The sequence below is a fragment of the Halomonas sp. genome, assembly GCF_014859505.1.
Classification (GTDB): Bacteria; Pseudomonadota; Gammaproteobacteria; order Pseudomonadales; family Halomonadaceae; genus Halomonas.
The window spans coordinates 42,662-55,440 of the sequence record NZ_JACUUD010000008.1 but is presented as its reverse complement, the minus strand read 5'-3'; the positions used below and the strand labels follow the sequence as shown (position 1 = coordinate 55,440).

Annotated in this window: 15 protein-coding genes; 5 read left to right on the top strand and 10 right to left on the bottom strand. The window is 70.1% G+C overall.

Features of this window, described 5'->3' with window-relative positions; translation table 11 throughout:
• Window positions 1-96: 96 nt before the first annotated feature.
• The 5 genes from IBX53_RS02470 to IBX53_RS02450 are packed head-to-tail and all read right to left on the bottom strand — an operon-like array spanning window position 97 to window position 5,171.
• Window positions 97-582: a glutathione peroxidase gene (locus IBX53_RS02470; protein ID WP_290904839.1), complete on the bottom strand. Its 486-nt coding sequence runs from the start codon at window positions 580-582 to the stop codon at window positions 97-99.
• Between the two features lie 26 nt (window positions 583-608).
• A complete protein-coding gene (locus tag IBX53_RS02465) occupies window positions 609-2,753 on the bottom strand; it encodes a DUF3488 and transglutaminase-like domain-containing protein (RefSeq protein ID WP_290904824.1) in 2,145 nt (714 codons plus the stop codon).
• 20 nt (window positions 2,754-2,773) lie between these two features.
• The gene (locus IBX53_RS02460) at window positions 2,774-3,700 is read right to left on the bottom strand and encodes a DUF58 domain-containing protein (protein WP_290904822.1); all 927 of its coding nucleotides are present in this window, start codon (window positions 3,698-3,700) and stop codon (window positions 2,774-2,776) included.
• Window positions 3,701-3,702: 2 nt separating this feature from the next.
• Window positions 3,703-4,629, bottom strand: coding sequence for a MoxR family ATPase (locus IBX53_RS02455; protein WP_290904819.1), 927 nt, complete (start codon window positions 4,627-4,629; stop codon window positions 3,703-3,705).
• Window positions 4,626-5,171, bottom strand: coding sequence for an NUDIX domain-containing protein (locus IBX53_RS02450; protein WP_290904816.1), 546 nt, complete (start codon window positions 5,169-5,171; stop codon window positions 4,626-4,628). Before IBX53_RS02450 ends, IBX53_RS02455 begins: the two co-directional genes overlap by 4 nt.
• Window positions 5,172-5,286: 115 nt before the next feature.
• Between IBX53_RS02450 and IBX53_RS02445 the strand changes: the two genes are divergently transcribed.
• The gene (locus tag IBX53_RS02445; protein ID WP_290904813.1) at window positions 5,287-6,963 is read left to right on the top strand and encodes an acyl-CoA dehydrogenase family protein; all 1,677 of its coding nucleotides are present in this window, start codon (window positions 5,287-5,289) and stop codon (window positions 6,961-6,963) included.
• Here IBX53_RS02445 and IBX53_RS02440 read toward each other — a convergent pair.
• The 4 genes from IBX53_RS02440 to IBX53_RS02425 all read right to left on the bottom strand — a co-directional run bounded on the left by IBX53_RS02440 (window position 6,903) and on the right by IBX53_RS02425 (window position 9,551).
• On the bottom strand, window positions 6,903-8,123 hold the full coding sequence (locus tag IBX53_RS02440) for an EAL domain-containing response regulator (protein ID WP_290904810.1): 1,221 nt from the start codon (window positions 8,121-8,123) through the stop codon (window positions 6,903-6,905). The genes IBX53_RS02445 and IBX53_RS02440 overlap by 61 nt on opposite strands.
• Window positions 8,124-8,211: 88 nt before the next feature.
• Window positions 8,212-8,829: a LysE family transporter gene (locus IBX53_RS02435; protein WP_290904808.1), complete on the bottom strand. Its 618-nt coding sequence runs from the start codon at window positions 8,827-8,829 to the stop codon at window positions 8,212-8,214.
• A gap of 16 nt (window positions 8,830-8,845) precedes the next feature.
• Window positions 8,846-9,259 carry a nucleoside diphosphate kinase regulator gene (rnk, locus tag IBX53_RS02430; protein ID WP_290904806.1) on the bottom strand — a complete coding sequence of 138 codons (414 nt, stop codon included), beginning with the start codon at window positions 9,257-9,259 and terminating at the stop codon, window positions 8,846-8,848.
• A gap of 127 nt (window positions 9,260-9,386) precedes the next feature.
• Window positions 9,387-9,551, bottom strand: a complete 165-nt coding sequence (locus IBX53_RS02425) for a hypothetical protein (RefSeq protein WP_290904803.1) — start codon at window positions 9,549-9,551, stop codon at window positions 9,387-9,389.
• Between the two features lie 264 nt (window positions 9,552-9,815).
• Between IBX53_RS02425 and IBX53_RS02420 the strand changes: the two genes are divergently transcribed.
• The 4 genes from IBX53_RS02420 (at window position 9,816) to IBX53_RS02405 (ending at window position 12,100) form a co-directional block, all read left to right on the top strand.
• Entirely contained in the window at window positions 9,816-10,073 is a 258-nt protein-coding gene (locus tag IBX53_RS02420; protein ID WP_290904800.1) for a hypothetical protein, read from the top strand.
• A gap of 24 nt (window positions 10,074-10,097) precedes the next feature.
• Entirely contained in the window at window positions 10,098-10,262 is a 165-nt protein-coding gene (locus IBX53_RS02415) for a hypothetical protein (protein WP_290904797.1), read from the top strand.
• Between the two features lie 587 nt (window positions 10,263-10,849).
• Complete coding sequence (locus IBX53_RS02410; RefSeq protein ID WP_290904794.1) at window positions 10,850-11,848, top strand: NADP-dependent oxidoreductase; 999 nt, start codon at window positions 10,850-10,852, stop codon at window positions 11,846-11,848.
• A gap of 36 nt (window positions 11,849-11,884) precedes the next feature.
• Window positions 11,885-12,100 (top strand): TIGR02450 family Trp-rich protein, encoded by a 216-nt coding sequence (locus IBX53_RS02405; protein WP_290904791.1) that lies wholly within the window; start codon window positions 11,885-11,887, stop codon window positions 12,098-12,100.
• 23 nt (window positions 12,101-12,123) lie between these two features.
• Here IBX53_RS02405 and IBX53_RS02400 read toward each other — a convergent pair whose 3' ends face one another.
• On the bottom strand, window positions 12,124-12,600 hold the full coding sequence (locus tag IBX53_RS02400) for a phosphate-starvation-inducible PsiE family protein (protein WP_290904788.1): 477 nt from the start codon (window positions 12,598-12,600) through the stop codon (window positions 12,124-12,126).
• Window positions 12,601-12,779 lie beyond the last annotated feature (179 nt).

Sequence of the window (12,779 nt, the reverse complement as noted above, 5' to 3'; positions counted from 1 at the left end):
GAGCTGATCGCACGACTGATGGTGGAAAGGGGCGAGACACCCCCATGATGACCCGGCTCTCCACACACCCTGCTGGAACGAGCTGATTGCCAGCCCCTACCCTTCGTCCAGGGCCAGCTCCAGCGCCTCGCGCAGCACCGTCTCGCCGTCCCGCGGGGAGAAGCGGCGGATCACCCGGCCGTCCCTGCCCACCAGAAACTTGGTGAAGTTCCACTTGATCGCGGTGGTGCCCAGCACCCCGGGAGCCTCCTTGCGGAGCTCCACGAACAGCGGGTGGGCGCCGGCGCCATTGACCTTCACCTTCTCCATCAGCGGGAAGCTGACCTGATACTCCCGGGCGCTAAGGGTGCAGAAATCCAGGGCGGATTCCGGCGACTGGCCGGCGAACTGGTTGCAGGGAAAGCCGATCACCGCGAAGCCCCGATCGCGATAGCGGCGGTAGAGACGCTCCAGCTCCTTCAGTTGCGGCGTGAAGCCACAGCGGCTGGCGACGTTGACGATGAGCAGCACCTGACCGCGCAGCGCGGCGAAGTTGAAGGGTTCGCCCTGGGCGGTGCGGCACTGGTGGTCGTGGATGGACATGCGCGCCCCTTCGTGGTCGATGACTGTCACGATGCCACGCCGCCTGCGCCCGCGCCACCCCCCTGGCGGCGAGGAAGGCGCCGCAACCGGCGACGCAGCCGGCGACGCACTTCTGCCACCCGCCGGGCCAGCTGGCGAGTTCGCTCGCGATGCTCCTCTCGCCCAAGGGGGGCATAGCGCAGGCGCTCCAGATGATGGGCGCATTCGCGCAGCGCCGGCCCCGCATCGCCCGCCTCATCGGCCACCCGCCGCAGATGGGCCGAGGGGGACTCCCCGGGCCGAGCGCCCAGGCCGCGGCGCGCGAGCCAGTCCTGCAGGCGATGAATGCGCAGCGCCTCGTTGCGCCCCTCCCGGTGATGCCGCCAGGCCAGGCGCAGCAGCGCCGCCAGCCCGGCAGCGATGCCGGCCGCCATCAGCAGTCCCAGCAGGCCGCCCAGCCAGCCACGCCCGGGGGCCAGCGCCACGAGGCGCTCCCACAGGGCGTGGAGCCCCGCGGTCACGCGAGCCATCAGGGCGTTGCGCGCCTCGCGCTGGTAGCCGATGACCCCGCGCTGCCACTGGTACTCCAGGCGCTCCCAGTCCAGGCGCAGCCGATTGACCCAGCCCACCTCGCGCATGCGCAGCGGCGAGAAGGGAGCATCGGCCAGGAAGGCCTCGCGGCCATCATCGACGGCCTGGGCGCCCTCCTCGATGCGCTCCGGGGCGATGGCCGCGGTGGGGTCGATGCGCTGCCAGGCGCCATCGAGCCACACCTCGACCCAGGCGTGGGCGTCGTAGTCGCGGATGGTGAAATGGCCGTCGGGATGGCGCTCACCGCCCAGGAAGCCCGCCACCACACGGGCCGGGAGGCCCACCGAGCGGGCCAGCACCGCCATGGCCGAGGCATAGTAGGTGCAGTAGCCGGCCTGGCTCTCGAAGAGGAATTCGTCGACCCGGTCGGCGGAGGTCAGCCGCGGCGGCGACAGCGTATAGCGGAACGGCGCCCCGCCGAAGCGGGCCATGATGGCGGCCAGGAAGGCGCGGGGCTCTCCGCCGCTCTCTCGCCACATCCGCTCGGCCAGTTCGCGGGTGCGGGGGTTGCCCTCGGCGGGCAGCAGGGTGTGCCAGGTGGGGCCGGCGGGGTCGGGGTTGGCCGGCGCCTGGCCGGTGCTGCTCATGCGCAGCAGGCTGCGCGAGGCCAGCGGCGAGGTACCCTCCAGGGTGCCATCGGCCAGGAAGCGCAGGGGCTCGTCGCTGGCCAGCGCCGCGCCCAGCGAGGGACGCCAGGGGCGGCTGTCCGGCTCCAGCAGCAGCTCCGCTTCGAAGCGCGGTTCCCCGTCGAGCCAGGGCGACCGGCGGCCCTCGGCAACGAACTGGCCCAGCGGGCGACCCAGGGTACTGGCCAGGCGTTCGGGGGGGGTCCGACGCCAGCGCTCGCCGTCGAAGTCGGAAAGCGTATAGACCCGCCAGTAACGCTCGGCGGGGGTGGGCTCGGCGCCGTCGAAGCGCGCCCGGAAGGCGCGGGCATCGCTGCGCGAGAGCTGGGCGATGTCGCCGGGGGCGATCTCGTCGGTGAGCCCGGTGGAGGCACGGTCGGCCTGGGGCAGGTTCCACAGCGGGCCGATGCGCGGAAAGACCGCGAACAGCATCACCATCAGCGGCGCCGAGAGGATCAGCAGCCAGGCGCTCTCCCGCCAGGCCCGACGCCCGTCACCCCCGGAGAGCCACACCAGCGAGTGCACCAGCCAGGCCAGCGCGACCAGCCCACCGGCGGCCATGGGGATGCCCTGGTCGTGCAGGAAGGCCACGGTAATGGCCACCAGCCCGATCGCCACCACCACCCGGCCATCCCGGCGGGTGTGGGTCTCGAGCAGCTTGAGCAGGTAGACCCCGACCAGCAGGCCGATCATTGACTCCATCTGCCCCAGGGTGCCGTAATGCAGCCACAGGGCGCCGGTCAGCACCCCCACGCCGGCCAGGCGCAGCAGCACCCCGGCACGCCCGAGCCGCCGGCGCAGCTGCAGATAGCGATAGCCGGCCACCAGAGCGGCGATGCCCGCCAGCCAGGCGGGCATCCAGGCCAGGTGCAGGGCCAGCACCAGGCACTGGCCGAGGAACAGCTGGCGCAGCATGGCACCGCTGAGCATCCGGCCGTCGGCCAGCACCGCCTCGCCGCCGACGCGGCCGGTCATGTTCCGCCTCATCTTGAGCCTCATCGTCCGGCTTCCCGTTCGCCCGCAGGGGAAAAGCGTGCCAGCGCCTCCAGGGCCCGGCGGCGCTGGTGGGGACCCTCCCCCTGGGGCAGGGTCACCCCGGGCAGGCGCAGGCCGTAGCGGTCGCCGGCGCGGTGGTGGGCCAGCACCCGGGCACAGAGCAGGGAGAGCCGCCGCTCGGGGTCGCCACGGCAGGCGTCATAGTCGAGCCAAAGCTGCTGGCGGGGCGGCAGGCTGAAGGCCTTGGCGGCCAGCACCCCGGTGCGACTCCACTGCTTCCAGGCCAGCCGTGCCGGGCTGTCGCCGGGTTCGGCGCGGCGCAGGCCGGCGAAGTCGGTGGCCTCCAGGCCCGCGCCGGCGTGACGGTGCTCGGCCTCGTCCTCCTCCAGGGGGCACGGATAGACCAGCAGCCGCTCGTCGCTCTCGAGCCAGGCCAGGGCGCGCACCAGCCCCAGCGGCCAGCGAGTCTCCAGCCGCAGCAGCGGCAGGCGCTGCTCGCCCCGCACGGGGGCCGGCAGAGCCAGGATGGCCTCTCCCTGCCCCTCGGGCAGATTGATGCGCGCCGAGGCGCCTCCGGCGTGGAGTTCCAGCGCCGTGCGCGGCCGCCCGCCGGCCAGCGCCACGCCCAGGCGCGCCTCGCCGCCGGCGAACACCTCGTGGGGCAGGTGCAGGGTGGGGGTGACGCCGAGCAGGTTGCGCCAGGCGCGCAGCAGGGCCACCACCCCCAGGCCGAACAGCCAGAACGCCAGCAGGTAGGCGAGTGTGTTCTGGTAGTTGATGCCGAACAGCAGCAGGAGCAGGAACAGCACTGCCCAGCCCAGCCCGAAGCGGGTCGGCAGCAGGAAGAGCCGCCGCTGGGGCAGCGCAGATCCCGGGGCGATCGCCATGCGCCGCCACCAGCGCTCGCCCAGTGTCGCCAGCCGCATGCTCAGGTCGTCACCGGCACGCGGGCCAGCAGATGGCGCGCCAGGGCCTCGCCCTCCTCGCGCCGGCCGTTGCTGAGGCGATGGCCCGCCACCGGCCCCCACACCGCCTGGACGTCCTCCGGCAGCACATGGTCACGCCCCTCGAGCAGCGCCCAGCCGCGGGCCGCCTGCAGCAGCGCCAGCGCACCGCGGGTGGAGAGCCCCCAGGCCAGCTCCGGGTGGTCGCGGCTGGCCGCCACCAGAGCCTGGACATAGTCGAGCAGCGCATCGGCCACGTGAATGTCGTCCAGGCGCGCCTGCCAGGCGCGCAGGCGCTCGGCATCCAGCAGCACCGGCAGGGCATCGAGACGGACCCGCCCGGCGCGGCCGCGCAGGATCTCCCGTTCGGCGCCGCGGTCCGGGTAGCCCAGTGAGAGGCGCATCAGGAAGCGGTCGAGCTGGGATTCCGGCAGGGCGAAAGTGCCCGCCTGCTCCTGAGGGTTCTGGGTAGCGATCACGAAGAAGGGATCGGGCAGCGCCCGGGTCTCCCCCTCCACGGTCACCCGCCCCTCCTCCATGGCCTCGAGCAGGGCGCTCTGGGTCTTGGGGGTAGCGCGGTTGATCTCGTCGGCCAGCACCACGCCGTGGAAGATGGGCCCGGGGTGGAAGGTGAAACGCGCCTCGCGGGGGTCGAACACAGAGACCCCGAGCACATCGGCGGGCAGCAGATCGCTAGTGAACTGCAGGCGTTGCATGTCGAGCCCGGTGACCCGCGAAAGCGACTGGGCCAGAGTGGTCTTGCCCAGCCCCGGCAGGTCCTCGATCAGCAGGTGGCCGCGGCACAGCAGGCAGCAGAGCGCCAGGCGCACCTCCCGGGACTTGCCGAGCACCACCCCCTCCAGGGCAGCCACCACGGCCTCCAGGTCAGTGAGCCGAGCCGGGCGGTTCATGGCGCGACCTCCAGCAGGCCGCCATCGAGCAGCGCCTGCAACGCCTGACGAGTATCCGGAGTCACCCCGGGCAGCGCCAGGGCCTCGCCGGGCGTGCGCCAGAAGACCTCGGCCACCTCCTCCGCCTGCAGCGCCAGCGGGCCGTCGTGATCGACCAGGAACAGGCTGCCGAAGATATGGTGGCCACCCTCGGCGTGGACGAAGCCACCCGCGGGCCTCAGCGGCACGCCGCGGATGCCGAGTTCCTCGGCCAGCTCGCGTCGCGCCGCCAGGTGCTCCGCCTCGCCGGCCCCCACCACGCCGCCGGCGGCCAGGTCGAGCCCGCCGGGGAAGACCTCCTTGGTGAGGGTGCGGCGCTGCACGCAGATCTCGCCGCGGACGTTGCGCACCACGATATAGGTGGCGCGATGCCAGAAGCGGAAACGCCGCATGGCGGCGCGCCAGGCGCTGCCGCAGGGCCGGTTGCGGGCATCCACCAGTTGGATGCGCTCGCGGGCGACATGCGGCGTCGGCAGCGTCTCGTCGCTAAGGGCGTCGGTCATGGGCATCTCCCCGGGAAATGCTCCAAGCCTACCCAGTCGGCGCCGCGGCGTCACGTTGACCACGCCCCATCCGACCACCATGCTCAGTGCAACCCTTCTCTGCTGGAGGTACGCCATGTCCGACCACGCTCCCCGCACCCGGCTGGCCACCCATCGGGTGACCAACCAGCCCCCCCCGCCGGGCGACATCGACCTGCTGAGCGGCGACGCGCCCCTGCGCGAGGCCCTGGCCCGGGAGGCGCCGGACTGGGTGGCTCGCCGCCTGGCCCCGCTGGGCCGCGAGGCCGGCAGCGAGCGCGTCCAGGCACTCGGCGAGGCCGCCAACCACCACCCGCCGGAGCTGCGCCTGTTCGACCGCCACGGTCGGCGCCTCGACGAGGTCAGCTACCATCCCGCCTACCACGAGCTGATGCGCCTGGCCATCGACCACGGCTGGCATGCCGTGGCCTGGCAGGAGGAGGGCCGCGGCGGCCACCAGGCCCACGTGGCGGCACTCTACCTGCTGACCCAGGTGGAGCCGGGGTTCTGCTGCCCGGTGACCATGACCCATGCCGCCATGCCGGTACTGCGACACTCCCCCCGGGCGAAGGCCCACTGGGCGCCGGGGCTGCTGGCCTGGGACTACGACCCTCGCCCCCTGCCGGCCGAAGAGAAGACGGGCCTCACCTTCGGCATGGCGATGACCGAGAAGCAGGGCGGCAGCGACCTGCGTGGCACTTCCACGCGAGCCGAGCCCCTCGCCGCCACCCAGGCCGAGGCCGCCGAGGGGGGCTGGCGGCTCACCGGCCACAAGTGGTTCTGCAGCGCGCCGATGTCCGACGCCTTCCTGACCCTGGCCCAGACCGACGCCGGGCTCGGCTGCTTCCTGGTGCCGCGCTTCACCCCGGACGGCGAGCGCAACGCCATCGAGCTTCAGCGCCTCAAGGAGAAGTGCGGCAATCGCGCCAATGCTTCGGCGGAGATCGAGTACCGCGGCGCCTGGGCCGAGCCCATCGGCGCGCCGGGGCGCGGCATCGCCACCCTCCTCGAGATGGTCCAGCAGACCCGCCTGGACGCCGCCACCGCGCCGGTCGGCATGATGCGCCAGGCACTGCTGGCAGCCTGGCGACACGTGCGCGAGCGCCACGCCTTCGGCCGGGCGCTGGCCGAGCAGCCGCTGATGCGGGCGGTGATCGCCGACCTGGCTCTGGAGGTGGAAGCCGGGGTGGCCCTGGCAATGCGAACCGCCCGGGCCTTCGACGGCGCCGCTCGCGGCGACGAGAGCGAACGCGCCCTGGGCCGGCTGCTGCCGGCGCTGGCCAAGTACTGGCACAACAAGCGCAGCCCCGGCTTCATGGCCGAGGCCATGGAGTGCCTGGGTGGCATCGGCTACGTGGAAGAGTCGCCCCTGGCGCGACTCTACCGGGAGGCGCCGGTCAACTCGATCTGGGAGGGATCCGGGAACGTGATCTGCCTGGACGTGCTGCGGGTGCTGGGCCGCCACCCCGAGGCGCTGGCCGCCTGGTGGCAGGAGGTGGCACCCGCCCGGGGTCAGGATCGCCGGCTGGACGCCGCCCTGGCCGAGCTGGAGCGGCTGGTGGCCGAGCCCGCCGAGCGGCTGGAGCCCCGTGCCCGCTGGCTCACCCAGCGACTGGCCCAGTGCCTGCAGGCGGCGCTGCTGGTGCAGCACGCCCCTGCGGAAGTGGCCGACACCTTCTGTGCCACCCGGCTGGGCGACGAGGCCAGTCCCGCCTATGGCGTGCTGCCCAGCGGCTCGCCCTGTACCGCGCTGCTGGCACGCATTGAGTCATGAGTCGATCCCACCTCGAGGATCGCCTCCGCGGGCATCGGGCGGGCCAGCCCGTAGCCCTGCACGTGGGTGCAGCCGAAGCGCTCCAGCAGCGCCAGGCTGGCAGGATCCTCGACCCCCTCGGCCACCACCCGGATGCCCAGGCGCCGACCCAGCAGGGCCACCGCCTCGACGATGGCGGCGTCCTGGGACTCCTCCTGGAGATGCTGCACGAAGCTGCGATCCACCTTGAGTTCGCTGATCGGCAGCATCTGCAGCCGCGCCAGTGACGAGAAGCCGATGCCGAAGTCATCCACCGAGACCTCCAGCCCCCCCAGGCAGAGCCGCGCCGCCACCTCGCTGCCCAGCAGCTCATCCTGCATGGCGGCGGTCTCGGTGATCTCGAGCACCAGGGGAGGATCCTCGGGGGAGCGCAGGCAGGCCACTTCCAGCAGGTCAGGACACATCAGGTCATCGGCGGTCACGTTGACCGAGACCGATGCCGAGACGCCTTCGCGCAGCCAGACGGCCGCATCGGCCTGGGCACGCGCCAGCACGTGGCGGGTCAGGCGCTTGCCCTGGTCCAGGGAGAGCAGGGGCAAAAAGCTCGCCGGGCCGATCAGGCCAAGGGCCGGATGGGTCCAGCGCACCAGGGCCTCGACCCCGCTGAGCCGGCCCGTGGCGAGCTCGAACTGGGGCTGATAATGCAGGGTGAGCTCGTCCCGGGTGAGGGCCTGCTCGAGCTCGTCGGCGCTGAACAGCGGCTCGCCCCTCGCCTCCAGCGGCGCCCGACAGCCCACCCTCAGGTTGTCCAGGCAGCGGCGCAGCTCGGTCAGACGCATCGGCTTGTCGAGGCAGCCCAGCATCTGCAGGCCCAGGGTATGCCCCACCCGCTCGGCGATCCGCGCGATCTTGCGCTCGACCCCGGAGAGCAGCAGCACCCAGTCGCGGTAGCCGGTGGCCGCCAGGCGGCGCAGCAGCAGAAAGCCGTCCTCGCTGCCGAACCCCAGCCCCAGCACCACCAGGCGCGGCGGCCGCGCGACCACCGCCGCGAGCAGCGCGGTCGAATGCTGGAAGTAGCGGGTCTCCAGACCCAGTACCTCGAACTGCAGGGAAAGCACGGCGGCGACGTCCGGGTCGGCCTCCAGGACCAGCGCAAGTGGTGCAGGGGAGGAGTCGTACATCGGCGGGATTCCGGTCAACGAGTAACCAGAGCGTAACACCGCCTGATGAAACTCACACGACAGGTATGATGACCGGCATCAACTTTGCCTACGCCAGCGGCCCGGCCACCACGCGCAACGCCAGGGCCAGCAGCAGCACCCCGGTAATGCGATTGATCCAGTGGGAGCGCACCTGGAGCCAGGGCAGCACCCGGGAGTGGGAGAGCCCCACCGCCACCAGAACATACCAGGCGCCGTCGATGATCATCGCCGTGAGCACGATCACCGCCTTGGCGGCCAGGCTCATGTCGGGCGTGACGAACTGGCTGAGCAGGGCGATGAAGAACAGGATCAGCTTGGGATTGCCCAGCGCCACCAGCATGCCCTCCCGGGCCGCCTGGCGCCGGGTGGTGGGCACCGCGCCGGCCTCCAGCGGGCCGGCGCGACCGGCACGCAGGGCCTTGAGGCCGAGCCAGGCCAGATAGGCCGCGCCGGCCCAGGTGATCATCTGGAACAGCATCGGCTGGCGCACGATCAGCGCGCCTAGCCCCCACACCGTCAGCAGCGCATAGAGCCCAACGCCCAGCGCATGGGAGAGCCCCGCCACCACCCCGGGGGCGCGACCGCCGCCCAGCGTATGGCGCAGCACCAGGGCCAGACTTGGGCCCGGCGACATGGCCCCCATGGCGCAGACTGCCGCCAGGGAGAGCCAGAGAGAAAACGGCATGCTGGTAAACGCCCCTTCAGCGGTGGAACTGCTTCTCGCGTTCCGGCTGCCAGAAGATGGCATCGACGCGCAGCTTGACCTCGTGACCGTCCGGCAGCGGCCAGTCGATGGTGTCGCCGATGCGCAGGCCGATCAGCCCGGCACCCACCGGCGCCATGACCGAGATGCCATCCTCGGTGGTGGCCAGGGCGTGGGGGTAGACCAGAGTGCGGATCATCTGGCGGTTGCGGGTCAGGTCGGTGAACTGGATCCGGCTGTTCATGCTGACCACGTCCTCGGGGATCTCCTCGGGATCGACGACCTCGCCTCGCTCGAGCTCCTCCTCGAGGGCATCGGCAACGAACAGATCCTTGTCGCTGGCATCGTCGATCAGACGCTGCAGGCGCTCGGCATCGAGCCGATTGATGATAATGGGGGGGCGGTAAGACATGCGACCTCCTGATAGCTCGTCAACGCAGAGAGAAAGCCTTGGCGGCCATCCAATAAAAACAGCCCTCCACCCGAGAGGGGGGAAGGACTGTCGAATTCATCCATCATAAGCCCAATGAAGCGGCTTGTCAGGCCCCCGTGCCCGGGCCGCGATGCCGGGTGGCCAGCACCACCGCCCCCACCACAGCCAGGGTCAGCCCCACGAAGGCCACCGGATTCCAGGCGCTCCAGCCGAATAGCCCCAGCGCCACCCCGAGGACAATCAAGCCCCAGGCAAAGCTCTTCACACCCATGACATGCTCCTTGACCCCATGACACGCCCCCCCTGATTGTCGTCAATCACCCAGCATGGGGCCACCGGCCGCCACCTTCAACCGCAGCGGGCCCCACCACCTCATGACCGCAACGGCCCTATCGGCGCTCGTTGACAAACTCGTTGACAAAATCGTCCTCTCGGCATTGTTGACAACGCTGGCCATTAGGCTCTATGGATATGATCAAAGGCATTCGCCTTTTCCCGGCCACCCCGGGTCTTCCGTTCACACAGGATGCTGTCCATGGACGCCGTGCCCTGTCGCCCGTCTCTGTCCTCCGAACTGATCGACCAGCCGCTTGCCGATCCCGAAGTCCCCGACGCCTGCCTGGTGTTCGATACCGTTCTCGCCCGCCGCCTGGCCCAGGCCAAGGCGCTGCTCGACCGCCTGGAGCGCGACAGCGACTCCCGCGATTTCAGCGCCCTTGCCGCGGCACGCATCGAGTTCGCCCAGGCCTCCCGCGCCGTGGCCGACGACCTGCTGGGCCGCGGCCTGGGGTAGCAGCCTGCCGCCGTTCCCCATGGCATGATGCCGCTGATGCAGGCCGAGGAGTGGCTGACCCGAGGCGAACTGGTCAGCATCGCCCCCGGCCAGGTGCTGGAAGTGCCGCTCTACTGGCACTTCTGGCGCCACAGCGGCGAGCTGATCGAGCGTCTGACGGCGGCGCTGGACAGGGTGCAGCTGCGCTGATTTTGAGCACGGTTCGCTTCCAGAGCCTGGCGACCACGCTGACAAGACACTGATTATCATCCCTGTATTCACTGCCCCTGCCGATCGATGTGTCCTCGGCTCAGATTAGGGTAGCTGCATAAACCATTCTTTGCTGCAATGCAACAAAAAAGAGCCTATGGTGGAAGGTGTCCCACTCAGGAGGACTACTACCATGCAAGATTCCAACGCATTCACCTTCGATACCGAAGTCCTCGCGTTCTGGCATTGCCAGGCACAATGGCAAAGCGCCGCCTTCGAGGCCTACGTGGCCTACCTTGGCTGACACCCTGCCGCGGCCTGCTCGACACGTCCGGCGGCGTGACGCCGCCACGGCGCTACCGGCAGGATACCGGAAGGCCGTCATCTAGGCAGGGTGCAGGCAGGAGGCCCAGCAGCAAGTCGCCCTTCGAGGGGAACGCCACTCCTGGAAGGGCGCCCTTGCATCGGTACCACTGGCCCCTCACCCTGGCCGACAGACATCGCTGGCCCCGCCTCGGTGAGATTGGCTCGGGCGCCGCCGCCTGTCCTAGACTGGCGAATTCCCCGTCCCGCGAAGGAGAGACACCATGCAGTCACGCTACTTCACCATCAACGACGTCCCCCAGGGCACGCCGGCTCGCGAGCTGTTCGAGCTGCACGAGGCCGAACTACCCGCCCTGGCCGAGGGCGAGGTGCGCATCCGCAACAAATGGCTGTCGGTGGACCCCTACATGCGCGGGCGAATGAGCGGCGTGAAGACCTACATCGACCCTTTCGTCATCGGCGAACCGCTGGAAGGCGCCGCGGTGGGCGAGGTGATCGAGTCTCGTGACGCACGCCTGGCCGTGGGAGACAGGGTCCGCCACATGGCCGGCTGGCGGGACATTGCCCAGCTGCCGGGCGACCAGGTGGAGCCGCTGCCGAACATAGAGGTGCCGGAGCAGGCCTACCTTGGCGTGCTGGGCATGCCGGGCATGACCGCCTGGACAGGCCTGAACAAGATCGCCGAGATGCAGGAGGGCGACAATGTGCTGGTCAGCGCCGCCAGCGGCGCGGTGGGCTCGCTGGCCGTGCAGCTGGCCAAGGCTCGGGGCGGCACCGTGGTGGGCATCGCCGGAGCCCCCGAGAAGCTCGCGTGGCTGGAGTCCCACGGCATCAAGGCGGTGAGCTACCGCGACCGGGACACCCAGCAGCTGACCGAGGCGTTGCAGGCGGCCTGCCCCGAGGGCTTCGACGTCTATTACGAGAACGTCGGCGGCGTCTGCCTGGAGGCGGCCCTCAACACCCTGCGCACCGGTGGGCGCATCGCCGTGTGCGGAATGATCACCCGCTACAACGCCGAGGGGCCGACACCCGGGCCGAGCAACCTGGCCATGGTGCTGATCCAGCGCCTGCGCATGCAGGGCTTCATCATCTTCGACCACTGGGCCGACTATCCGCGCTTCCTGGAAGAGGTCGGCCCGAAGGTCGCCAACGGCGAGATCGACTACGCGGAGACCGTCGAGGAAGGCCTCGAACGCACGCCGGATGCCTTCCTGGCCCTGTTCGAGGGCGCCAACACCGGCAAGATGCTGGTAAGGCTCTGAATGACCTTCGCAATGGCTCCCCCGGAGAGAGACACCATGAACGCCATCAACCCCGACAAGCTGCACCACAGCAAGTGGACCGCGGCACGGCCCCGGAACAAGGAGAAGCACTTTCTGGTGACGACGCTGGAGCGCGATGAAGAGGAAAACGTGGTCGCGGTAACGCTCGAGGCCGTCTACACGAACCGAGAGACCACCCTGCCCTGGCAGGCGCTCAAGGATGACGACACCTGGCTGATGGGGTGGCGCTGATCGTCCACGCCAGGCATCAGAGCCTAGTCCGGCTTGCCCACCAGCCAATGTGTCACCCCCAGCGCCAGCACCACGGCGGCGATTGCCAGCATCTCCATGGCGGTGACGGTGGCGATATCCAGGATGATCACCTTCCGGGCGATCGCCATCAGCGCCGTGGCCACCACCAGGCGGATGGGCAGGATATTGGTGCCCAGGTAGAGGCGGATATTGACGAAGATCTCGACGGCGATCAGCACCACCATGAAGGCGCCGAAGATCACGAAGATGTCGCTGACCTCGAACAACAGCACCGGCGGCGAGATGAACTTGGTGTAGAGCACGTACATGACATCCAGGACACCCCAGATGATCACCAGCACCATCAGCACCGCCAGAAGCCTGATGGCATAACGGATGATGAGATGCAGCCGTCGGATCAGCGGGTCCTCGTGCTCCTTGGGCAGCTCGTCATGCTGCAGCTGCGGTCCGCGGTGCCTGTCGTGGTCATGCTGTTCCATCGCCGCCTCTCCCGGTAGCTCCCCAGCGGGGTCGGCTCCATTGATGCCCGACCGCGCGGCGCTGTCAATCCATTCCGCGCGCCCGGCATGGCGGCAAGCTCAGCCGAGCCGGGTATTGCCCTCGGCATCGATGTGCAGAGAGACCGGGCAAGGTCAGATCCCTCCAGAAGCAGGAAACC